The 20,416-nt window shown below is 60.4% G+C and carries 19 protein-coding genes and 1 pseudogene; 14 read left to right on the top strand and 6 right to left on the bottom strand.

Annotated elements, in window-relative coordinates; genetic code table 11:
- The 9 genes and pseudogenes from ACIO0C_RS20425 to ACIO0C_RS20465 form a co-directional block, all read left to right on the top strand.
- Positions 1 to 146 (top strand): annotated as a pseudogene (locus tag ACIO0C_RS20425) (electron transfer flavoprotein subunit alpha/FixB family protein); the annotation flags it as partial.
- Between the two features lie 188 nt (positions 147 to 334).
- Positions 335 to 1,171 carry a substrate-binding periplasmic protein gene (locus ACIO0C_RS20430; RefSeq protein WP_401314834.1) on the top strand — a complete coding sequence of 279 codons (837 nt, stop codon included), beginning with the start codon at positions 335 to 337 and terminating at the stop codon, positions 1,169 to 1,171.
- A gap of 9 nt (positions 1,172 to 1,180) precedes the next feature.
- Positions 1,181 to 1,537 (top strand): DUF4398 domain-containing protein, encoded by a 357-nt coding sequence (locus ACIO0C_RS20435; RefSeq protein ID WP_401314835.1) that lies wholly within the window; start codon positions 1,181 to 1,183, stop codon positions 1,535 to 1,537.
- Positions 1,534 to 2,346 (top strand): OmpA family protein, encoded by an 813-nt coding sequence (locus ACIO0C_RS20440; RefSeq protein WP_401314836.1) that lies wholly within the window; start codon positions 1,534 to 1,536, stop codon positions 2,344 to 2,346. The genes ACIO0C_RS20435 and ACIO0C_RS20440 overlap by 4 nt, the downstream gene beginning before the upstream one ends.
- A 202-nt stretch (positions 2,347 to 2,548) precedes the next feature.
- Positions 2,549 to 3,988: a PLP-dependent aminotransferase family protein gene (locus tag ACIO0C_RS20445; protein WP_008060827.1), complete on the top strand. Its 1,440-nt coding sequence runs from the start codon at positions 2,549 to 2,551 to the stop codon at positions 3,986 to 3,988.
- 90 nt (positions 3,989 to 4,078) lie between these two features.
- Positions 4,079 to 4,534 carry a translation initiation factor 2 gene (locus ACIO0C_RS20450; RefSeq protein WP_401314837.1) on the top strand — a complete coding sequence of 152 codons (456 nt, stop codon included), beginning with the start codon at positions 4,079 to 4,081 and terminating at the stop codon, positions 4,532 to 4,534.
- Between the two features lie 165 nt (positions 4,535 to 4,699).
- Positions 4,700 to 4,954 (top strand): YkgJ family cysteine cluster protein, encoded by a 255-nt coding sequence (locus ACIO0C_RS20455; RefSeq protein ID WP_272603243.1) that lies wholly within the window; start codon positions 4,700 to 4,702, stop codon positions 4,952 to 4,954.
- 39 nt (positions 4,955 to 4,993) lie between these two features.
- Positions 4,994 to 5,599 (top strand): START domain-containing protein, encoded by a 606-nt coding sequence (locus ACIO0C_RS20460; RefSeq protein WP_401314838.1) that lies wholly within the window; start codon positions 4,994 to 4,996, stop codon positions 5,597 to 5,599.
- A gap of 364 nt (positions 5,600 to 5,963) precedes the next feature.
- Positions 5,964 to 8,063, top strand: a complete 2,100-nt coding sequence (locus ACIO0C_RS20465) for an LTA synthase family protein (protein WP_401314839.1) — start codon at positions 5,964 to 5,966, stop codon at positions 8,061 to 8,063.
- Between the two features lie 77 nt (positions 8,064 to 8,140).
- Here the strand turns inward: ACIO0C_RS20465 and ACIO0C_RS20470 are convergent, their stop codons facing one another.
- A complete protein-coding gene (locus tag ACIO0C_RS20470) occupies positions 8,141 to 8,293 on the bottom strand; it encodes a DUF3309 family protein (RefSeq protein ID WP_008060837.1) in 153 nt (50 codons plus the stop codon).
- Between the two features lie 286 nt (positions 8,294 to 8,579).
- Between ACIO0C_RS20470 and ACIO0C_RS20475 the strand changes: the two genes are divergently transcribed.
- The 3 genes from ACIO0C_RS20475 to csrA all read left to right on the top strand — a co-directional run bounded on the left by ACIO0C_RS20475 (position 8,580) and on the right by csrA (position 10,136).
- Positions 8,580 to 9,395 (top strand): SDR family oxidoreductase, encoded by an 816-nt coding sequence (locus ACIO0C_RS20475; protein ID WP_401314840.1) that lies wholly within the window; start codon positions 8,580 to 8,582, stop codon positions 9,393 to 9,395.
- Positions 9,396 to 9,459: 64 nt separating this feature from the next.
- Entirely contained in the window at positions 9,460 to 9,792 is a 333-nt protein-coding gene (locus ACIO0C_RS20480) for a YnfA family protein (protein WP_008060845.1), read from the top strand.
- A 152-nt stretch (positions 9,793 to 9,944) separates the two neighbouring features.
- Complete coding sequence (gene csrA, locus ACIO0C_RS20485; RefSeq protein WP_008060847.1) at positions 9,945 to 10,136, top strand: carbon storage regulator CsrA; 192 nt, start codon at positions 9,945 to 9,947, stop codon at positions 10,134 to 10,136.
- On the opposite strand, the gene ACIO0C_RS20490 is transcribed toward csrA, so the two are convergent.
- The 5 genes from ACIO0C_RS20490 to mnmC form a co-directional block, all read right to left on the bottom strand.
- Positions 10,125 to 10,352 (bottom strand): YheU family protein, encoded by a 228-nt coding sequence (locus ACIO0C_RS20490; protein WP_401314841.1) that lies wholly within the window; start codon positions 10,350 to 10,352, stop codon positions 10,125 to 10,127. The genes csrA and ACIO0C_RS20490 overlap by 12 nt on opposite strands.
- A 76-nt stretch (positions 10,353 to 10,428) precedes the next feature.
- Positions 10,429 to 11,619, bottom strand: coding sequence for an osmoprotectant NAGGN system M42 family peptidase (locus ACIO0C_RS20495; protein ID WP_401314842.1), 1,191 nt, complete (start codon positions 11,617 to 11,619; stop codon positions 10,429 to 10,431).
- Positions 11,620 to 11,756: 137 nt separating this feature from the next.
- Entirely contained in the window at positions 11,757 to 13,502 is a 1,746-nt protein-coding gene (gene ngg / locus ACIO0C_RS20500; RefSeq protein WP_401314843.1) for an N-acetylglutaminylglutamine synthetase, read from the bottom strand.
- Positions 13,503 to 13,505: 3 nt separating this feature from the next.
- Entirely contained in the window at positions 13,506 to 15,278 is a 1,773-nt protein-coding gene (locus tag ACIO0C_RS20505) for an N-acetylglutaminylglutamine amidotransferase (protein ID WP_401314844.1), read from the bottom strand.
- 200 nt (positions 15,279 to 15,478) lie between these two features.
- A complete protein-coding gene (mnmC, locus tag ACIO0C_RS20510) occupies positions 15,479 to 17,461 on the bottom strand; it encodes a bifunctional tRNA (5-methylaminomethyl-2-thiouridine)(34)-methyltransferase MnmD/FAD-dependent 5-carboxymethylaminomethyl-2-thiouridine(34) oxidoreductase MnmC (RefSeq protein ID WP_401314845.1) in 1,983 nt (660 codons plus the stop codon).
- Positions 17,462 to 17,620: 159 nt separating this feature from the next.
- Between mnmC and pap the strand changes: the two genes are divergently transcribed.
- Together pap and ACIO0C_RS20520 are read left to right on the top strand one after the other, a co-directional pair.
- Positions 17,621 to 19,126, top strand: a complete 1,506-nt coding sequence (gene pap, locus ACIO0C_RS20515; RefSeq protein ID WP_401314846.1) for a polyphosphate:AMP phosphotransferase — start codon at positions 17,621 to 17,623, stop codon at positions 19,124 to 19,126.
- 105 nt (positions 19,127 to 19,231) lie between these two features.
- A complete protein-coding gene (locus ACIO0C_RS20520; protein ID WP_401314847.1) occupies positions 19,232 to 20,416 on the top strand; it encodes a thiolase family protein in 1,185 nt (394 codons plus the stop codon).

Below are 20,416 nucleotides of genomic sequence, written 5' to 3' on the forward strand. Positions count from 1 at the left end.
CGATCCAGCACCTGGCCGGCATGAAAGACTCCAAGGTGATCGTTGCGATCAACAAGGACGAAGAAGCGCCGATCTTCCAGGTGGCCGATTACGGCCTGGTGGCAGACCTGTTCGAAGCCATCCCTGAGCTGGAGAAGCTGGTCTAATCCGGCGGCTTCACTTATAAAGAGCCCGACCTTTTGGTCGGGCTTTTTTTTGCCTTTCCTGTACCTCTAGGGGCTGGCTTGCCAGCGAAGAGGCCGTCACATTCAACATCATTGTTGCCTGTGACACCGCCTTCGCTGGAAAGCCAGCTCCTACAGGTATAACCGGACATGAGTGGGAGTGTATTGCCATGGATCTGCGTCGCGTGTGTAGCTGGTCATTGCTATTGGGGCTGACGGTATTCCCGGCGCTGTCCAATGCCGCTGGCAAATGCGAACGCCTGGTAGTCACCGGCAGCCCGGATGCGCCACCGTACCTGTGGCAAGACCCGCAAGATCCCAAGCACCTGATTGGCGCCAGTGCCGACTTGTTGCAGCAGGTAGCGGGGCAGCTGGGCATCAAGGTCCAATTGCTCTACGCCGGCAAACGCGCCCAGGCGCTGGACGAAGTACGCAGCGGGCGCATGGACATGCTGGCCGACGCCCCGTTGATGGTCGGCGAGCTGGAATCCCTGGACTACATTCATCCAGCGTTGCTGGAGAACGATTATCTGGTTTGGACCCGCAAGGATTCGTCGCTGGTCTACAACGAAGTCGCGGACCTGCACGGTCATCCCGGGGCGTTGTCGGAAAAGTCTCGATTGACCTCGCAATTCGCCATTTTCGCCGAGCAGCAATTGACCCTCACCCGTACGCCAAACCTGACCCAGGCCTTTCAGAGATTGCTCTTGGGGGAGGTGGAGTTCGTTCTGGCAGGGCGCTACTCCGGCATGGCGATGACGCAGGCACTGGGCATGGCCAATGACCTGGTCGCCCGCGCGCAACCAGTCGACAAACCGGGACTGTTTCTGGCGGTTTCCCACAACTCCGCCTGCAACGATCCGTGGTTGCGCGGACAGTTGGCCAAAAAGATGACAGAATTGCCCGCGTCCGGACTGACGGAGGCCGTGCTGTTGCGCAATATCGAGCGCTGGAACGCACAACTTTCTCAACGGCAGAAACAACCTGTCAGTACCCCAAAACAGTAGGGATTTTTAGTGAGTATTCGACCTCTTTTCGCTGCCCTGGCCGTTCTGGCTCTGGCGGGTTGTGCAGCCGATCCGGCGCCGAATGAACAAATGCGCCTGACCGCACAGGCTGTCGATCAGGCCAGGGCCGTGGGAGCCACTGCCGATGAAGTGCCGCAAATGAAACTGGCCGAAGACAAGTACAACCGGGCCAAAGGCAGCATGGCTGACCAGTCTTTCAGGAATGCGCGGATGCGCGCCGAGCAGGCCGAGCTGGACGCGCGCCTGGCTGAAGCCCGGGTCCTGACCCTCAAGAGTGAAGAACAACTGAACGTGCTCAATACCCGCATCGCCCGCCTGCAAAAGCAGTTGGGAGCTGCCCAATGAGCCTCAGGTCCAAGTTTCTCGGCGCTTTGATCCTGGCGGGTACTGTCAGCCTTGTCGGCTGTGCCGGCCAGCAAGGCGAAGCGGCGCTGCAACAGGCGGGCGCCGACTTCCAGAAGGTCAAGGAAGATTCCAACGTGCTGCGTATCGCCCCCAAGGACGTGATTCGCGCCGGTGAGTCCCTGGCCCGCGCCGACCGTTTGTCTACCTATTGGGGCAGCGGCTCGGATGTGGTGCATTACGCTTACCTGAGCCAGCGCTACAGCGAAATCGCCAGGGAGCACACCAATCTGGTGCTCAACGAAGAGCGCGCCGCCAAGCTTGAGCTGGAACGCCAGCGCCTGCAACTGGCCCTGCGCGAATCCAAGTTGCTCAGCGTGCAGCAGCAGGGCAAATGGCTGGAAGAACAGATCCTTGCCCTGGCCACCACCCAGACCGACCGTGGCCTGGTGATGACCCTGGGCGATGTGCTGTTCGACACCGGCAAAGCAGAGCTGAAAAACTCGGCCAATCGCGTGGTGCTGAAGATTGTGCAGTTCCTGCAGCTTAACCCCAAACGCGTGGTGCGCATCGAAGGCTACGCCGACAGTACCGGCGGCAAGCAGGAAAACCTCAAGCTGTCCCGCGACCGGGCGCAATCGGTGGCGGATGTGCTGATGGACCTGGGCATCGACGACAAGCGCATCCGGGTTGAAGGCTATGGCGACGAGTATCCGGTTGACGCGAACGCCTCCGAACGGGGCCGGGCCCAGAACCGTCGGGTGGAAATTGTGTTTTCCGACGAAAAAGGCCAGCTCGGCGCTGCCCGCTAAAGGGTAGCGTCTCTGGAAAGCCCGGCCTGCCAGACAGCGCCGGGTTTTTTTTCGCCTGCCGATTACCGCACAAAACAGTACAGTTTTTGCTGACACTGCACTGTACTGTCGACTATTGTGGCAACTGTCCCCGTACACTTCTAAACTGTTCCGGTATTGTTTCACACAAGAATAAAATGCCCGTGAAATCGAGTGCTGCGTCATGACCAACCTCTTGCTCTACCAACGTATTGCTCAGCAACTGGCCGAAGACATCCGCCGTGGTGTCTATCAACCGGGAGAGCGCGTGCCTTCGGTGCGCAAGATGAGTTCGCAGCTCAATGTCAGCCATGCCACGGTGCTGCAGGCGTATGCCAATCTTGAAGATCAGGGGCTGATCCGCGCGCGGCCGCAGTCCGGTTACTACGTGCACCAGACCCCGGCGCTGACTGCGCCGACACCAGATATTGCCCGGGTCGAACGTCCAGGCCTGGTCACCCGCAGCAGCATCATTCAGCAGGTGTTGGTCGAATCCCGTCGCGAAGGCGTTTTTCCGCTGGGTGCCGCGGTGCCCAGCGTCGACTATTTGCCGGTGCGGGCCCTGCATCAGCAACTGGCCAAAGTCACCCGGTTCCATAGCCCGCGGGCTTTCAGCTACATGTTCAGCCCCGGTTTCGAACCCTTGCGCCGACAGGTGGCGATCCGCATGCGCGATGCCGGCGTGGTGGTCGACCCTTCGGAAGTGGTGATCACCCACGGCTGCGTCGACGCCTTGCAGATGTCACTGCGGGTGCTGACCCGGCCTGGTGACCTGATAGCGGCCGAGTCGCCGACTTACTACGGGTTGTTGCAGCTGGCCGATCTTTTGGGTCTCAAGGTCATCGAAATCCCCAGCGATCCGTCCACCGGCATGAGCCTCGAAGCCCTGCAATTGGCGGCCAACCAGTGGTCGATCAAGGCGCTGGTACTGACCACTCGTCTGAGCAATCCGTTAGGCGGCACCATGCCAGAAGAGCGGCAGAAGCAGTTGCTGCGCCTGGCGTCGGACTTCGACATCCAGGTCGTCGAAGACGATATCTACGGCGAGCTGATGTTCGAGCAGGGCCGCACCAAATCGCTCAAGGCCTATGACCGGCTGGACCGGGTGATCTATTGCTCGAGCTTCTCCAAGACCCTGTCGCCGGGGGTGCGGATCGGCTGGATGATTGCCGGCAAGTACCAGCAGGAGATCCAGCGCCTGCAGACTTTCAGTACCCATTCGGCCTGCAGTGTCACGCAGATGGGCATTGCCGCCTATCTGGAAAACGGTGGTTACGACCGTCACTTGCGTTACATCCGCCAGGAGTACCGCAAGAACCTCAGCGCCTTCCAGCTGGCGGTGCAGCAGTATTTTCCCGAAGGCACGCAGATGACCCGGCCTACCGGCGGTTTCATTTTGTGGGTGAGCCTGCCGGGACGGGTCAACACCCAGGAACTGCATGTGCGGGCGTTGCAGCAGGGCATCAGTATCGCGCCGGGGCTGATTTTCAGTAACACCGAGCAGTTCAACCACTGCATCCGGCTCAATTGCGGGATCCCGTGGAACCGCGAAGCCGAACGTGCGTTGATGACCCTGGGCATGCTCGCCACACAGCTCTGCCAGGAGATGGCTGGCGGCTTTTGACCGGGCAGACTCTGTCCGTGCTTGTCACGGGGCGTGCAACAGGCGAGCATATGCACCTCTGTCGTTTTCGCCGTTTGCGTCGTTGGGTACATGAAGCCGATTTTTCCTGCCGTCTGGCTGTTGATCTGCCTGTTAGCGAGTGTTCAGCCGGCGTCCGTGAAGGCCGAATCCGCGCAGGAAAAACCCGCCGCCAGCGCTGCCAAGGCAACCCCGAAAAAAACCGCACCAGTCAAAAAGCCCGCCGCGGTAAAAAAGCGCGCACCGATTGCCTCCAAGTCCAAACCGGCCAGCGAAGTGGTGAAAACCCCGGTGCCTTCAGCCGACCTGGATTTGAGCCTGCCCAAGGACATGGTTGAAGAGCTGAAACCGGTCGGTACCGTTCCATTGCCCAAGCGTGAACCGGTATTGCCGCAAATGTTCGGTGACAAAAGCAGCCAATTCCAGCTCAACGGCAGGCTGATCAACAACGAAATGCAGTTGCAAATGCGTAACGAAGAGCGCCGTGAAGTCGAAGGCGCAGCGCTGGAATTCGAGTTCAAGCGGTAAATCCCGTCGTTAGCAGACCTCCCAGTCAGACGCTTGGTCGGAGACTGGTCGGTCACGCCCGTTTACAGGCAAATACCCAGTCCAGGGTAATTTAAAACAACTGTTTTAGCGGTTACTCTGTGCCCCGTCCTTTAACACATTGCACGTCGCGAGGAGCTTTTCGTCATGAAATGCCGTGAGGGCTGTGGCGCCTGCTGCATTGCCCCTTCCATCAGTTCACCGATTCCCGGTATGCCCCATGGCAAAGCCGCCGGGGAACGTTGCCTGCAATTGTCAGCTGAAAATCTGTGCAACATTTTCGGCAAACCCGAGCGCCCGGCGGTGTGTTCGGCCTTCGAGGCTGACATCGAGGTGTGTGGCAACAGCAGCGAAGAGGCTATCCGCTTGATTGGTTGGTGGGAGCAGATGACCGCGGCGTGATGTGTTCAGAACGGAACTTCAACAATAAGGAATAAAATTATGGGTTCGCTGCATCGTATCGCTGTGTTGTGTGGTTTGACGGCTGTACTGGCCACTTCGGTCGCCCAGGCCGAAGACTGGAAAGTCGCCAAAAACGAAGACGGCATCAAGATCTCGCTGAGTGAAGTGGCCGGCTCCGACTACAAGGCCTACCAGGGCGTCACCCTGATGAAGACCACCGTGGCCAAACTGCGCGCGCTGCAGGACGATGTGGCCGGTGCCTGCGCCTGGATTCACGAGTGCAAGACCCAGAAGTTGCTCAAGCACGAAGGCGACCAGAGCTGGACCTACACCCAGTTCAATACGCCATGGCCGGTCACCCCGCGTGATTCGGTGCTGCACATCACCACGATCACAGGCGCCGATGGCAGCCTGACGCGCAAGCTCGAGGGCGTGCCGAAATACCTTCCTGAAGAAAAGGGTTTTGTCCGGGTCGCCAAGGTCGATGGTTTCTGGAAGTTCGTCCCCAAGGGCGATCAGGTCGAAGTGACCTATCAGGTGCATACCGAGCCGGGTGGTAGCGTGCCATCGATGGTGGCCAACAAGTTTGTGGTGGATGCGCCGTTCAATACCTTGAAAAACCTGAAGGCGCTGGCCGAGAAATAAAAGCGGGTGCCACCCATTCCCTGTAGGAGCGAGCCGGCTCCGGGCGCCGTTCCGACGAAAAAACTGGGAGCGCCGCGGGGTGCCAGATACCCCGCGTTAACTTTGGCCTCCATCGCGACCAAGCATCGCTCCTACAGAAACCTTTATTGTGTTTCCGAATATTCGTTGCACAAAATTTTCACAGAGCCTCCAAGACAATTCCCCTCCCGCGAGGCCATCGACGATCAGTAATCAATGGCAATGCCGCGTTTGATCGTGCACCATTTGCGCACCGCGCAAACCCCGGGGCCGAGTACTGGCCAACAGAGGGCAGGGCGCAGCTGTATTTTCGAAACTTCAACTTCCAATGGGTCCTAAAAACGACATGGCAATTCCGGACGCCCTGAGCCAGAAGCGAGCAACGAGTCGCTTGCTGCAACCGACCGTCAAATCGCATCTGGCCTACACGCTATTTTGCGCTCTGGTCATGATGGTGATGTTTTCCGTGCTGCGCCTCGCGCTGCTGGTCTACAACCGCGAAATGATCCTCGATACACCGGCCGCGACCTTTCTCGAAGCATTCGCCAATGGCTTGCGTTTCGATCTGCGCCTGGTGGTCTACCTGAGCGTTCCGCTGGTGCTGGCGCTGTTCAGTGCCCGGGCCATGGCGGCGCGGGGAATTTTCCGCCTGTGGCTGACAGTCACCTCCAGCATCGCGCTGTTCCTGGGCCTGATGGAGATGGACTTCTACCGTGAGTTCCACCAGCGCCTCAACGGGCTGGTCTTCCAGTATGTGAAGGAAGATCCGAAAACCGTGATGAGCATGCTCTGGTACGGTTTTCCGGTAGTTCGCTACCTGCTGGCCTGGGCCCTGGGTACCTGGATCCTGAGTCTCGCGTTCAAGGGTGCAGACCGTGCCACGCGTCCTCGTGGCCCTTTCAGCGGCGGCAGTATCAGTACCCGGCAAGTTGCCCCCTGGTACTCGCGTGCGATGGTGTTCGTGGTGTGCCTGCTGATCTGCGTGGTCGCGGCCCGCGGTACCTTGCGTCAAGGTCCGCCCATGCGTTGGGGTGATGTCTATACCACCGATTCCAACTTCGCTAACCAACTGGGTCTCAACGGTACCCTGTCCCTGGTGGCTGCGGCGAAGAGCCGGATGTCCGAAGATCGCGACAACATCTGGAAAGCCACGTTGCCTCAACCGATGGCGCAGCAGACCGTGCGCGACCTGCTGGTGATGAAGGACGAAAAACTGGTGGATGCCGACACCGCCGCCGTGCGTCGTGACTACATGCCGCCGGCGGACAAGACCTTGCCAATCAAGAACGTCGTCGTGATCCTGATGGAAAGCATGGCCGGTCACTCGGTGGGTGCACTGGGCGCACCGGGCAATATCACGCCGTACCTCGACAAACTGTCGAAGGAAGGCCTGCTGTTCGACCACTTTTTCTCCAACGGTACCCACACCCACCAGGGCATGTTCGCCACCATGGCCTGCTTTCCGAACCTGCCGGGTTTCGAATACCTGATGCAGACTCCGGAAGGCAGCCACAAGCTGTCCGGCCTGCCGCAGTTGCTCAGCGCTCGTGAGTACGATGACGTGTATGTCTACAACGGCGATTTCGCCTGGGACAACCAGTCGGGTTTCTTCAGCAACCAGGGCATGACCAACTTCATTGGGCGTAACGACTTCGTTAACCCGGTGTTCTCCGACCCGACCTGGGGTGTGTCCGACCAGGATATGTTCGACCGTGGCCTGGTGGAGCTCAAAGCCCGCGATGGTAAGGACAAGAAACCTTTCTATGCCTTGCTGCAAACTCTGTCCAACCACACGCCCTATGCGTTGCCGACCCCCTTGCCGGTCGAGCGCGTAACCGATCGTGGCAGTCTGAATGATCATTTGACCGCCATGCGCTACTCGGATTGGGCGTTGGGTCAATTCTTCGAAAAAGCGCGCCTGGAGCCTTACTTCAAGGAAACCCTGTTTGTCATCGTCGGCGACCACGGTTTCGGCAACGAGCGTCAGATCACCGAAATGGACCTGGGCCGTTTCAACGTGCCGATGCTGATGATCGCACCGGGCATCCAGGAAAAGTTTGGCACGCTCGACCACACTGTTGGCACTCAAGTCGACATCGTGCCGACCATCATGGGCCGGATCGGTGGCGAAGTGCGTCATCAGTGCTGGGGCCGTGACTTGCTCAACCTGCCGGAAGGCGACACCGGTTTCGGTGTGATCAAACCGTCGGGCAGCGAGCAGACCACCGCGATCATCACCGCGGACCAGATCCTGGTCTTGCCCAAGGACAAGGACATGGCGCCGAAGATGTACCAGTACGAACTGGGCGCTACGCCTCGTGCCGTGGTTGTTCCTGATGCACCGCGTACCGCTGAGCTTAAAACCAAGCTCGAAGCGTTCCTGCAAACGGCGACCAAGAGCCTGATCGACAACACCGCCGGTGTGGTCGACGGCAAGCCGGATTAAACTGGCAAGACCGAGCAAATAGCGATGCAATAAAAAAGAGGCTCTTGTAGAGCCTCTTTTTTTTGCCGGTCAGAACTTCATATCTTGCCGAGCAACAACAGGATCAGGATCACCACCAACACCACGCCGATGATACCGGACGGGCCATAACCCCAACTTCTGGAGTGCGGGAAGACCGGTAGACCACCGATCAGTAACAGGATCAGAATGATCAGAAGAATTGTGCCCATGTCTGTTTCCTTGCTTTAAGTATTCAGGAATGACCTAGCCGTTATCAGTCAGCGGGAATGTCATTTATTCGAGCTGCTTAAAAAATCCGACCGCAGCGCAGGGCAGAAAATTCCAAGTTTTTTTGCTGTTTTTAGAACTATTGCCTATTCCGTCTGATGTTGCGTTAGTTGGTTGAGCCGCGCCGGCGGTTTGCTCGGGGCATTCAGCAATCTGATAGAGCGTGGGACGGCCAATATCCTTCGCTACACTCGACGCATCTTCCCCGGAACAACAAGGCTGTTTGCTATGCAAAATCGCATGATGATCACTGGTGCGGGCTCCGGCCTGGGTCGCGAAATCGCGCTGCGCTGGGCGCGCGAAGGCTGGCAGCTGGCCTTGTCGGACGTCAGCGAACCAGGCCTGCAGGAAACCCTGAAACAGGTGCGCGAAGCCGGTGGCGACGGTTTTATCCAGCGTTGCGATGTGCGTGATTACAGTCAGCTGACCGCGTTTGCCCAGGCCTGCGAGTCGAAGTTCGGTGGTATCGACGTCATCGTCAATAACGCGGGCGTGGCCTCGGGCGGGTTCTTCAGCGAACTGTCCCTGGAAGACTGGGACTGGCAGATCGCAATCAACCTCATGGGGGTGGTCAAGGGCTGCAAGGCTTTCCTGCCGTTGCTGGAGAAGAGCAAGGGCAAGATCATCAACATCGCGTCGATGGCGGCGTTAATGCAAGGCCCGGCCATGAGCAACTACAACGTGGCCAAGGCCGGCGTAGTGGCGTTGTCCGAAAGCCTGCTGATCGAACTCGGGCATCAGGAAGTCGGCGTGCATGTGGTTTGCCCGTCGTTTTTCCAGACCAATCTGCTGGACTCCTTCCGCGGCCCGACGCCGGCCATGAAAGCCCAGGTTGGCAAGTTGCTTGAAAGTTCGCCCATCAGTGCCGCCGATATTGCCGACTATATCTACCAGCAGGTCGCCGCCGGCGAGTTCATGATCCTGCCTCACGAACAGGGCCGCCAGGCCTGGGCGCTCAAGCAGAAGAACCCGCAACTGCTCTACAACGAAATGACCCTGATGGCCGACAAGATGCGCGCCAAGGCCAGGCAATCGGCAAGCTGAACTTGCCCGCACGTAACAGCCTCGCTAGGGTGGCCGCCATCGGCCATCCTCGCGAGACGTTCGCATGCTCAATTACCTGTGGTTTTTCCTCGCCGCGTTGTTCGAAATCGCCGGCTGCTTCGCCTTCTGGATGTGGTTGCGCCAGGGTAAAAGCGTCTGGTGGGTTGTGCCGGCGTTACTCAGCCTGACGTTGTTCGCGTTGTTGCTCACGCGAATAGAGGCGACTTACGCAGGCCGTGCCTATGCCGCTTATGGCGGTATCTACATTATTGCTTCGATTGGCTGGCTGGCGGTGGTCGAGCGGATTCGTCCACTGGGCTCCGACTGGCTCGGCGTGGCGCTGTGCGTGATCGGGGCAAGCGTTATCCTGTTCGGCCCACGCTTCTCGGCTTCCTGACGAATCGGCCTTCGATTGAGGTGCGTGTCAGGCATTTCCTTCAGCAAGGCAACCCAGTGGTTGTAGGTTCGGTCTGGATTACCCTGGCTGTCTTGTAGGCCCGTCGTGCACCGGGCATCTTCAAGGCCCGGTAACCCTGAAGGACCAAAGCCATGCTTGTACTGAGTCGCGTAGTCGGCGAATTGATTTCCATCGGCGACACCATTTCGGTGCGCATCATTGCCGTCAATGGCGGTAACGTGCGCTTCGGCATCGAAGCCCCGAACCATGTCAACGTGCACCGCAGCGAGATCTACGAGCGAATCCAGCGCAAGCTGGCGCGCAACAAGAAATCAGTCGAATAGATGCTTGGGCACCTCGTGCTTGAGCATCAACTGGCATTGCTCGCTCTCCGGATCGAAGACAATCAGGGCCTGGCCCTTGATCAATGCCTGGCGAACACGCAATACACGGGTCTCCAGCGGCGTGTCATCGCCATTGTCGGTACCGTCCCGGGTCACGAAGTCTTCGATCAGGCGGGTCAGGGTATCGACTTCAAGTTGGTCGTGGGGAATCAGCATAGGCACCTCGGTCAAATCAATGGCGCGATGCTACGGCGGTTATGAAAACATCACCAGTAGGAGCTGGCGCATTCCCTTACCTGTCGTTGCGTTGGCCTACGAGGCTATCCACCGAAGGCACCCGCGTATCGCTTTCCATCTGCGTCTCGTGTTCGATCTGGTGACTGAACCGGTCCAGCGAACCCTTGGCCGGTTGCGCGTCGCTGGCGAACACCGGCGGGCTGAGGATGTAGGCGCCGAGCAGGCGGCTGAGGGCGGCGAGACTGTCGATGTGGGTGCGTTCGTAGCCGTGGGTGGCGTCGCAGCCGAAGGCGAGCAGGGCGGTGCGGATGTCATGGCCGGCGGTGACGGCCGAGTGAGCGTCGCTGAAATAGTAGCGGAACAGGTCACGGCGAACCGGCAACTCGTTATCACTGGCCAGGCGCAGCAGGTGTCGCGACAAGTGATAGTCGTACGGCCCGCCGGAATCCTGCATCGCAATGCTCACTGCGTGCTCGCTGGAGTGCTGGCCGGGCGCGACGGGCGCGATGTCGATGCCGACGAACTCACTGACGTCCCAGGGCAACGCCGCCGCGGCGCCACTGCCGGTTTCCTCGGTGATGGTGAACAGCGGATGGCAATCGATCGCCAGCTCTTCGCCGCTGTCGACGATGGCTTTCAACGCGGCCAGCAACGCCGCGACGCCGGCCTTGTCGTCCAGGTGACGGGCGCTGATGTGCCCACTTTCGGTGAACTCCGGCAACGGGTCGAAGGCGACGAAATCGCCGACGCTGATGCCGAGCGAGTCACAATCGGCGCGGGTGGCGCAATAGGCGTCCAGGCGCAGTTCGATGTGATCCCAACTGATCGGCATTTCATCGACCGCGGTGTTGAACGCGTGTCCGGAGGCCATCAAGGGCAGCACACTGCCACGGATTACACCGTTGTCGGTAAACAGGCTGACGCGGCTGCCCTCGGCAAAACGGCTGGACCAGCAACCCACGGGGGCCAGCGTCAGGCGGCCGTTGTCCTTGATGGCGCGCACGGCGGCGCCAATGGTGTCCAGGTGCGCGGAAACGGCACGGTCCGGGCTGTTTTTCTTGCCCTTGAGGGTGGCGCGGATGGTGCCGCGACGGGTCATCTCGAAGGGAATGCCCAGCTCTTCGAGCCGTTCGGCGACATAGCGCACGATGGTGTCGGTGAAGCCGGTGGGGCTGGGGATGGCGAGCATTTCCAGCAGGACTTTTTGCAGATAGGTCAGGTCCGGTTCCGGGTATTGGCGAGTCATGGAAACTCCTGATGAGTTGGGGGATCGTTTTCACGCGCAGCAAAGGAATGAATCAACGGACGCTCTGCGTTCGGCTCCTGAGGGACGCGGAGCGTCCCGGGCTGCATTCCCACGCAGAGCGTGGGAGCGATCGGGCGCTACACGGCCGGCTGACTGTGCGGAAACAACAGATCCACAAACCGCTCGGCCGTCGGTTGCGGTTCATGATTAGCCAGTCCGGCGCGCTCGTTGGCTTCGATAAACACGTACTGCGGTTGATCGGCGGCAGACACCATCAGGTCGAGGCCGACCACGGGAATATCCAGCGCCCGCGCCGCGCGCACCGCGGCGTCCACCAGCGTGGGATGGAGGATCGCGGTGACGTCTTCGAGAATCCCGCCGGTATGAAGATTCGCCGTACGCCGCACGAACAGATGCTCACCCGCCGGCAATATGCTGTCGTAGTCGTAACCGGCTGCCTGCACGGTGCGCCCGGTCTCAGGGTCCAGCGGGATCTTGCTTTCGCCGCCTGTAGCCGCCTGGCGCCGTCGACTCTGGGCTTCGATCAGCGCGCCGATGGAGTGCTGGCCATCGCCCACCACCTCGGCCGGTCGACGAATCGCCGCGGCAACCACTTCAAAGCCGATCACCAGAATCCGCAGGTCGAGGCCGTCGTGGAAGCTCTCCAGCAGCACCCGAGTGTCGAATTGACGGGCGGCTTCGATGGCGTTCTGGAGCTCTTCGATGGTCTGTAGATCCACCGCCACCCCTTGCCCCTGTTCACCGTCCAGCGGCTTGACCACCACCCGCTGGTGTTCGTCGAGAAACGCCAGATTGTCATCGGCATTACCCGCCAGTTGTTGCGCGGGCAGGTTCAGGCCGGCGGCCGCGAGCACTTTATGGGTCAGGCTTTTGTCCTGGCACAGGCTCATGCTGATGGCGCTGGTCAGGTCCGTCAGCGACTCGCGGCAACGTACCCGCCGTCCGCCGTGGCTGAGGGTGAACATGCCGGCCTCGGCATCATCGACCTGTACATCAATGCCGCGACGATGGGCTTCCTCGACAATGATCCGCGCGTAGGGGTTGAACTCGGCTTCAGGACCGGGGCCGAGAAACAATGGCTGGTTGATGCCGTTCTTGCGCTTGATCGCAAAGGTCGACAGGTTGCGAAAACCAAGCTTGGCATAAAGGTTTTTTGCCTGGCGATTGTCGTGCAGCACGGACAAGTCCAGGTAACTCAGGCCACGGCTCATGAAGTGTTCGATCAAATGCCGCACCAGCACTTCACCGACGCCGGGCCGCGAACAGTGCGGATCGACCGCCAGGCACCACAGGCTGCTGCCGTGTTCCGGATCGTTGAAGGCCTTGTGATGATTGAGGCCCATGACGCTGCCGATCACCGCGCCGCTGTCGTCGTCCTCGGCCAGCCAGTACACCGGGCCACCCAGGTGACGCGGGGTCAGCAAACTGGCGTCGATCGGCAACATGCCGCGCGCCTGATACAACTGATTGATCGCCTGCCAGTCGGCATCGCCTTGCGCACGACGAATGCGAAAACCGCGAAACACCCGGGTTGCCTGGCGGTAATCGCTGAACCACAACCGCAAGGTGTCAGAGGGGTCGAGAAACAGCTGGGCCGGCTCCAGCCCCAGCACTTGCTGGGGCGCGGCAACATAGAGAGCGATGTCGCGCTCGCCCGGTTGCTCATTGAGCAATTCATGGGCAAGGCTCACCGGGTCGGGGAACGTATGGCCGATCAGTAACCGGCCCCAGCCGCAATGCACGGCAATCGGCGCGGTAGCGAGTTCGCTGCCGTCTTCGGCCAGACGCGCCTGCAAGCGTTCGTAGGAGGGCGCCTGACCACGCAATAGGCGTTGGCTGTACGCCGTGGCTTGAGGTTTCATCGATCAGATTCCTTGTTCACTGAGCCACAGGTTCAGCGCCGCCAATTGCCACAGCTTGGAGCCGCGCAACGGGGTCAATTGACCTTGTGGATCGGTCAGCAAACGGTCGAGCATCGCCGGGTTGAACAGGCCACGATCCTGGCTCGGATCCAGCAGCAATTCGCGCACCCAGTTCAGTGTGTCGCCCTGCAAATGCTTGAGGCCCGGCACCGGGAAGTAGCCTTTCTTGCGATCGATGACTTCGCTCGGAATCACCAGGCGCGCCGCTTCTTTCAGTACTTGCTTGCCGCCATCGGGCAGTTTGAATTTGCCCGGCACCCGGGCTGACAATTCCACCAGGCGATAGTCGAGAAACGGCGTGCGCGCTTCCAGGCCCCAGGCCATGGTCATGTTGTCGACGCGCTTGACCGGGTCATCCACCAGCATCACCGTGCTGTCCAGGCGCAAGGCTTTGTCCACCGCCGCATCGGCGCCGGGCTGTGCGAAATGTTCCTTCACGAAGTCGCCGGCGGCGTCATTCGCGGTCAGCCATTTCGGCTGTACGGTGGCGGCGTAATCCTCGTAGCTGCGGTCGAAGAACGCATCGCGATAGGCCGCGTAGGGATCGGCTGCGCCATCGACCTGCGGATACCAGTGATAACCGGCGAAGAGCTCGTCCGCACCCTGGCCGCTTTGCACCACTTTGCAATGCTTGGCCACTTCGCGGGATAACAGATAGAAAGCGATGCAGTCATGACTGACCATCGGCTCGCTCATCGCGCGGAAGGCGGCGGGAAGTTGCTCGATGATCTCTTTTTCGTCGATGCGCAATTGGTGGTGCCGGGTGCCGTAATGCCTGGCGATCAGGTCCGAATACTGGAACTCGTCACCGCGCTCGCCGCCGGCATCCTGGAAACCGATGGAGAAGGTCGACAGGTTTTCCACGCCGACCTCACGCAACAGGCCGACGAGCATGCTCGAATCGACACCGCCCGACAGCAGCACGCCGACGTCCACCGCCGCCCGTTGACGAATCGCCACCGCCTCGCGGGTGCTGTCGAGGACGCGGTCGCGCCAGTCTTCGAGGGTCAGATTCTTCTCATCCTCGTGTGGGCCGTAGGGCAGGGTCCACCAGGTTTTCTGCTCGGTGGCGCCGTCTGCTTCGATGCGCATCCAGGTGGCGGGCGGCAGTTTTTCGATGCCGGCCAGCAGGGTGCGTGGCGCCGGGACTACGGCATGGAAATTCAGATAATGATTGAGGGCCACGGGATCGAGGACCTGGTTGATGTCACCGCCCTTGAGCAGCGCCGGCAAAGCGGAAGCGAATCGCAGGCGCTGGCCGGTGCGCGACAGGTACAGCGGCTTCACGCCGAGACGGTCACGGGCGATGAACAGGCGCTTGGCGTCGCGCTCCCAGATAACGAAGGCAAACATGCCGTTGAGCTTGGGTAACAGCGCCTCGCCCCAGGCGTGATAGCCCTTGAGCAGCACTTCGGTGTCGCCGCCGGAATAAAAGGCATAACCGAGGCTTTCGAGTTCGCTGCGCAGTTCCGGGAAGTTGTAGATCGCGCCGTTGAAGGCCAGGGACAGGCCCAGTTGCTGGTCGATCATCGGCTGCGCCGAGCCGTCCGACAGGTCCATGATTTTCAGGCGGCGATGGCCCAGGGCAATCGGCCCCTGGCTATGAAAACCCCAGGCGTCAGGGCCTCGAGGTGCCAGGTGATGGGTGATTCGCTCGATGGCTGCAAGGTCTGCAGGTTGATTGTCAAAACGTAACTCGCCAGCTAATCCGCACATAAGTTCCTTACCGGTTTTTCCGTTGGGGAGGGGAATCCGTACCGCGCCTGAAAGGGCGGGTACTCAGAAACTGACCCAGTGAGATCGTGGGAGTTTTAGATCGATAAGTTATATGCGTGATGGGTGGGCTAGCGCTGAAATGCCACCCGTATGGATTTTCTCGATATATAGAAGACCGTTTTCACTCTCGAATGAGTGACTCAAGTCTTGCCCCGGATCAACCGACGCAAGACAAAGCGATTCGGATGACAGGCCTCAGCCACGGCTCTGGGCAGCGGCAGCGGTTCGTCATCCAGCCACGCGGCGATCAGTTCGCCTGACAATGGTGCGGTGATCAGCCCTCGCGAACCGTGGCCGCTATTGACGTACAACCCATCCAGCCAGGGGCAAGGGATGTCCGGGGTTTGCCGGGCATCCTTGCTCAGTGCACTGTAGGCGTCGACGAATGCCTGGCTGTCGGCCAATGGCCCGACAATCGGCAAGTAATCCGGGCTGGTACAGCGAAACGCTGCGCGGCCTTCAAGCTCATCGGCTTGCAGGGTGCGCGCGCCGAGCCGAGCGACCAGGTCTTGCGAGATTTCTTCGAGCATCTGCAAGTTGCCCAGATGCTCGGCAGTGGTCGGAGTCAGGTCGTCGCTGTTGAAATCGAAACTCGCTCCCAGGGTGTGTTCGCCCAGGCGTGCCGGCGCGACATAGCCTTCGGCGCACACCACGGTACTCAGCGCCCGGCTTGAAGGTGTTTGCGGCAAGCGGGTGATTTGTCCGCGAATGCGCTTGAGCGGCAAGTCGCTGCTGAAGGTGAATCGCTTGATCTCGGCAGCGCCGGCCAGCACCACGGCGGGCGCGTCGGCCAGCAACCTGTCGCCCTCCCACGCTTGCCAACTTCCGTCCACACGGCGCAGCTCCAGCACATCGTGATGGGTCAGCAACTCGATGTTCGATTGCGCAGCCTGCCAGTGGCATAGCGCAGGCGGATGTACCCAACCGCCTTCGGGGTAAAACAGGCCCCCCGCGGGCAGTGCGATACCGGCGCGGGCCTCGGCGTGTGCCTGATCGAGTGTGTGCAGCAAGTCCCTGGGAAACGCCGTCGCCAACTGCGCCTGACGCTCGGCCTCCCTGGCATTGAAGGCCAGTTGCAAGACCCCGCAATCGTCCCAGTCAACGCCCCGTTGCAAATGCTCAAGCAAGCGCCGGGTGTAGCCGAACCCGCTGACAATCAATTGCGACAATGCTGTGCCGTGGGAGGAAAGCTTGAGGTACAGCACACCCTGGGGGTTGCCCGAGGCTTCCTGCGCCAGCGCAGCATGACGCTCCAGCAAGCTCACCTGCCAGCCGCGTGCAGCCAGGCTGGCGGCCGTCGCACAACCGGCCAGCCCGGCGCCGATCACCAGCGCGCGACGCTCGCCGGTTGGAGAGGTCGGGCGGGCAAACCACGGTTTCGCCACAGTGGGCATAGGGGTTTCTGCTGGCCAACCGAGGAAGGTACCTCGCAGGATTTCCCATTTGTGGCCGATGCCGGGCGTGCGTTTCATCTTGAAGCCCGCGGCATTGAGCAGCCGGCGCACCCAACCGGTGCTGGTGAAGGTGCTGATGGTCGAGCCGGGCGCCGCCAGGCGGGCCAGCTCGGCAAACAATTCGGCGGTCCACATCTCGGGGTTTTTTGCCGGGGCGAAACCGTCGAGAAACCAGGCGTCGATCTGCGCATCCAGTTGCGGCAGTTGCTCCAGTGCATCGCCGATCAGCAAGGTGAGCGTGACGCGGCCGTTATCCAGGACCAGGCGCTGGAAACCCTGGTGGATTGCCCTGTATTGCGCCAGCAGTTGATCGGCGAACGGCTTGAGTTCCGGCCACAACGCCAGCGCCCGTTGCAGGTCGGGCAGACTCAGCGGGTATTTTTCGACACTGACAAAATGCAGTCGCGCACCCGCTACAGCGTGCTGCTCGAACAACTGCCAGGCGCACAGGAAATTCAACCCGGTGCCGAACCCGGTTTCGCCAATCACCAATCGCCCGCCCGCCGCAAGCGCGGCGAAACGTTCACCCAAAGCGTTCTGTTCCAGGAACACATAGCGGGTTTCGTCCAGCCCCGACAGGTCGGAAAAATAAACATCATCGAACACCCGCGAGCGCGGGAGCCCTTGGTCGTCCCAGTCGATCTGGGCGTGGGGCATTACAGGTTTCATGGCAGGCTCGGTAACGGCAAGGTCGCCATTCTATCCGATCGCGGCAGGGGGCATGACCCATGGCAAGGCCTGCAACGGCCAAAGCGATGAAAATGGGATTTCTGCCCCGCGGGAGCGGTCAATCCACTAGTCTTGCTCACATCTGCCAGGGAGCCGCCCATGTTCGAATCCGCTGAAATCGATCACGCCATCGACAAAGAAACCTACGACGCCGAGGTACCGGCCCTGCGTGAAGCCTTGCTTGAAGCGCAATTCGAACTGCGCCAGCAGAGCCGGTTTCCGGTGATCATCCTGATCAACGGCATCGAAGGCGCCGGCAAGGGCGAGACGGTCAAGCTGCTCAATGAATGGATGGACCCGCGTTTGATCGAGGTCCGCACCTTCGATCAACAAACCGACGAAGAACTGGCGCGGCCCCCGGCCTGGCGCTATTGGCGGATGCTCCCGGCCAAGGGTCGCATGGGGGTATTCTTCGGCAACTGGTACAGCCAGATGCTGCAGGCCCGGGTGCACGGCGTTATCAAGGACCCGAGGTTCGATCAAAGCATCAACGCCGCCGAACGCCTGGAGAAAATGCTGTGCGACGAAGGCGCACTGATCTTCAAGTTCTGGTTCCACCTCTCCAAGAAACAAATGAAGGCGCGCCTCAAGGCGTTGGCCGATGACCCGCTGCACAGCTGGCGGATCAGCCCGCTGGACTGGCAGCAGTCCGAAACCTACGACCGCTTTGTGAAGTACGGTGAACGCGTCTTGCGCCGTACCAGCCGTGACTATGCGCCGTGGCATGTGATCGCGGGAAAGGATGCGCATTATCGCAGCCTGGTGGTGGGGAAAATTTTGCTCGAAGGCCTGCAGGGCGCCCTGAAACGGCCGAAAATCCACCCGGAAAAAGTCAACGCCGCACCCGTATTCCCAAGCGTCGATCAACTGAACCTGCTGGACAGCCTCGACCTGACCTTGAATCTGGCCAAGGGCGATTATGAAGAGCAACTGATCACCGAACAGGCCAGGTTTTCCGGGTTGATGCGCGACAAACGCATGCGCCGACACGCGTTGATGGCAGTGTTCGAAGGCAATGACGCGGCGGGCAAGGGCGGCGCGATTCGCCGGGTTGCCGCGGCACTGGATCCGCGCCAATACAACATCGTACCGATTGCCGCGCCCACCGAAGAGGAACGGGCGCAACCCTATCTCTGGCGTTTCTGGCGACATGTTCCCGCACGGGGGAAATTCACCGTGTTCGACCGCTCCTGGTATGGCCGGGTGCTGGTGGAACGCATCGAAGGATTCTGCACCCCGGCGGACTGGCTGCGCGCCTACAGTGAAATCAACGACTTTGAGGAACAGATAAGCGACGCCGGGGTGATTGTGGTCAAGTTCTGGCTGGCCATCGACAAACAGACGCAACTGGAACGTTTCCAGGAGCGCGAAGAGATCCCGTTCAAACGCTTCAAGATCACCGAGGACGATTGGCGCAACCGCGACAAGTGGGACGACTATCGCACCGCCGTCGGCGACATGGTTGACCGCACCAGCACGGAAATCTCGCCCTGGACCCTGGTGGAGGCCAATGACAAGCGCTGGGCGCGGGTCAAGGTCTTGCGCACCATCAACCTTGCATTGGAAGAGGCGTTCGAAAAGTCGGACAAGCGCAAGGGCAAGTAGCCAGGCGATGGTTACGCATACGCGAGGTGAATGATTGTCGCGGTCGGTTATTGGGTGGGCTTATGCTCGGTCCACTCTCAACCGACAACAACAATGAGGTATGCCATGCGTGAAGTGGTGATCGTCGACAGCGTGCGGACCGGCCTGGCCAAATCCTTTCGCGGCAAGTTCAACATGACCCGTCCCGACGACATGGCGGCGCATTGTGTCGACGCCTTGCTGGCGCGTACCGGCATCGACCCGGCCAGCGTCGAGGACTGCATCGTCGGTGCCGGCTCCAACGAAGGCTCCCAGGGCTATAACATCGGGCGCAACGTCGCGGTGTTGTCGCGCCTGGGCATCGGCGTCGCCGGCATGACCCTCAACCGCTTCTGCTCGTCGGGCCTGCAGGCGATCGCCATCGCCGCCAACCAGATCGCATCCGGTTGCAGCGATATCATCGTTGCCGGTGGCGTCGAGTCCATCAGCCTGACGATGAAAAGCATCAACACCGATCACCTGATCAATCCACTGCTCAAGGAGCAGGTGCCGGGGATCTACTTCCCGATGGGCCAGACCGCCGAAATCGTCGCTCGACGTTACGATGTCAGCCGTGAAGAACAGGACCTGTACGCCCTGCAAAGCCAGCAGCGCACTGCCAAGGCACAAGCGGCTGGGTTGTTCGACGATGAAATCGTGCCGATGGCGGTGAAGTACCGGGTTGAAGACAAGGCCAGCGGCCAGGTGCAGATTCTCGAAGGCGTCGTGGATCACGATGACTGCAACCGTCCTGATACCACCCTGCAAAGCCTGGCCGGGTTGAAACCGGTGTTCCTCGAAGATGGCTCGGTCACCGCCGGTAACTCGTCGCAACTGTCCGACGGCGCCTCCATGACCCTGGTGATGAGCCTGGAAAAGGCCCTGGCGCTGGGCTTGCAGCCCAAGGCGTTCTTCCGCGGATTCACCGTGGCGGGCTGCGAACCGGACGAGATGGGTATCGGCCCGGTGTTCTCGGTGCCCAAGCTGCTCAAGGCCAAGGGCTTGCACCTGGGCGACATCGATTTGTGGGAACTGAACGAAGCCTTCGCCTCGCAGTGCCTGTACGCGCGTAATCGACTGGAAATCGACAACGACAGGTACAACGTCAATGGCGGCTCGATCTCCATTGGCCACCCGTTCGGTATGACCGGTTCGCGTCAGGTCGGGCACATCGTTCGCGAGTTGCAGCGGCGCAATCTGCGATACGGCATCGTCACCATGTGCGTGGGCGGCGGGATGGGGGCTACCGGGTTGTTCGAGGCGGTGCGCTGA

The organism is Pseudomonas sp. NPDC087336 (assembly GCF_044744285.1).
Taxonomy (GTDB): Bacteria; Pseudomonadota; Gammaproteobacteria; order Pseudomonadales; family Pseudomonadaceae; genus Aquipseudomonas.

Coding starts and splice junctions, on each gene's coding strand:
- ACIO0C_RS20430 (WP_401314834.1), top strand. CDS start 335: ATGGATCTGCGTCGCGTGTGTAGCTGGTCATTGCTATTGGGGCTGACG.
- ACIO0C_RS20440 (WP_401314836.1), top strand. CDS start 1,534: ATGAGCCTCAGGTCCAAGTTTCTCGGCGCTTTGATCCTGGCGGGTACT.
- ACIO0C_RS20445 (WP_008060827.1), top strand. CDS start 2,549: ATGACCAACCTCTTGCTCTACCAACGTATTGCTCAGCAACTGGCCGAA.
- ACIO0C_RS20450 (WP_401314837.1), top strand. CDS start 4,079: ATGAAGCCGATTTTTCCTGCCGTCTGGCTGTTGATCTGCCTGTTAGCG.
- ACIO0C_RS20455 (WP_272603243.1), top strand. CDS start 4,700: ATGAAATGCCGTGAGGGCTGTGGCGCCTGCTGCATTGCCCCTTCCATC.
- ACIO0C_RS20460 (WP_401314838.1), top strand. CDS start 4,994: ATGGGTTCGCTGCATCGTATCGCTGTGTTGTGTGGTTTGACGGCTGTA.
- ACIO0C_RS20465 (WP_401314839.1), top strand. CDS start 5,964: ATGGCAATTCCGGACGCCCTGAGCCAGAAGCGAGCAACGAGTCGCTTG.
- ACIO0C_RS20470 (WP_008060837.1), bottom strand. CDS start 8,293: ATGGGCACAATTCTTCTGATCATTCTGATCCTGTTACTGATCGGTGGT.
- ACIO0C_RS20475 (WP_401314840.1), top strand. CDS start 8,580: ATGCAAAATCGCATGATGATCACTGGTGCGGGCTCCGGCCTGGGTCGC.
- ACIO0C_RS20480 (WP_008060845.1), top strand. CDS start 9,460: ATGCTCAATTACCTGTGGTTTTTCCTCGCCGCGTTGTTCGAAATCGCC.
- csrA (WP_008060847.1), top strand. CDS start 9,945: ATGCTTGTACTGAGTCGCGTAGTCGGCGAATTGATTTCCATCGGCGAC.
- ACIO0C_RS20490 (WP_401314841.1), bottom strand. CDS start 10,352: ATGCTGATTCCCCACGACCAACTTGAAGTCGATACCCTGACCCGCCTG.
- ACIO0C_RS20495 (WP_401314842.1), bottom strand. CDS start 11,619: ATGACTCGCCAATACCCGGAACCGGACCTGACCTATCTGCAAAAAGTC.
- ngg (WP_401314843.1), bottom strand. CDS start 13,502: ATGAAACCTCAAGCCACGGCGTACAGCCAACGCCTATTGCGTGGTCAG.
- ACIO0C_RS20505 (WP_401314844.1), bottom strand. CDS start 15,278: ATGTGCGGATTAGCTGGCGAGTTACGTTTTGACAATCAACCTGCAGAC.
- mnmC (WP_401314845.1), bottom strand. CDS start 17,461: ATGAAACCTGTAATGCCCCACGCCCAGATCGACTGGGACGACCAAGGG.
- pap (WP_401314846.1), top strand. CDS start 17,621: ATGTTCGAATCCGCTGAAATCGATCACGCCATCGACAAAGAAACCTAC.
- ACIO0C_RS20520 (WP_401314847.1), top strand. CDS start 19,232: ATGCGTGAAGTGGTGATCGTCGACAGCGTGCGGACCGGCCTGGCCAAA.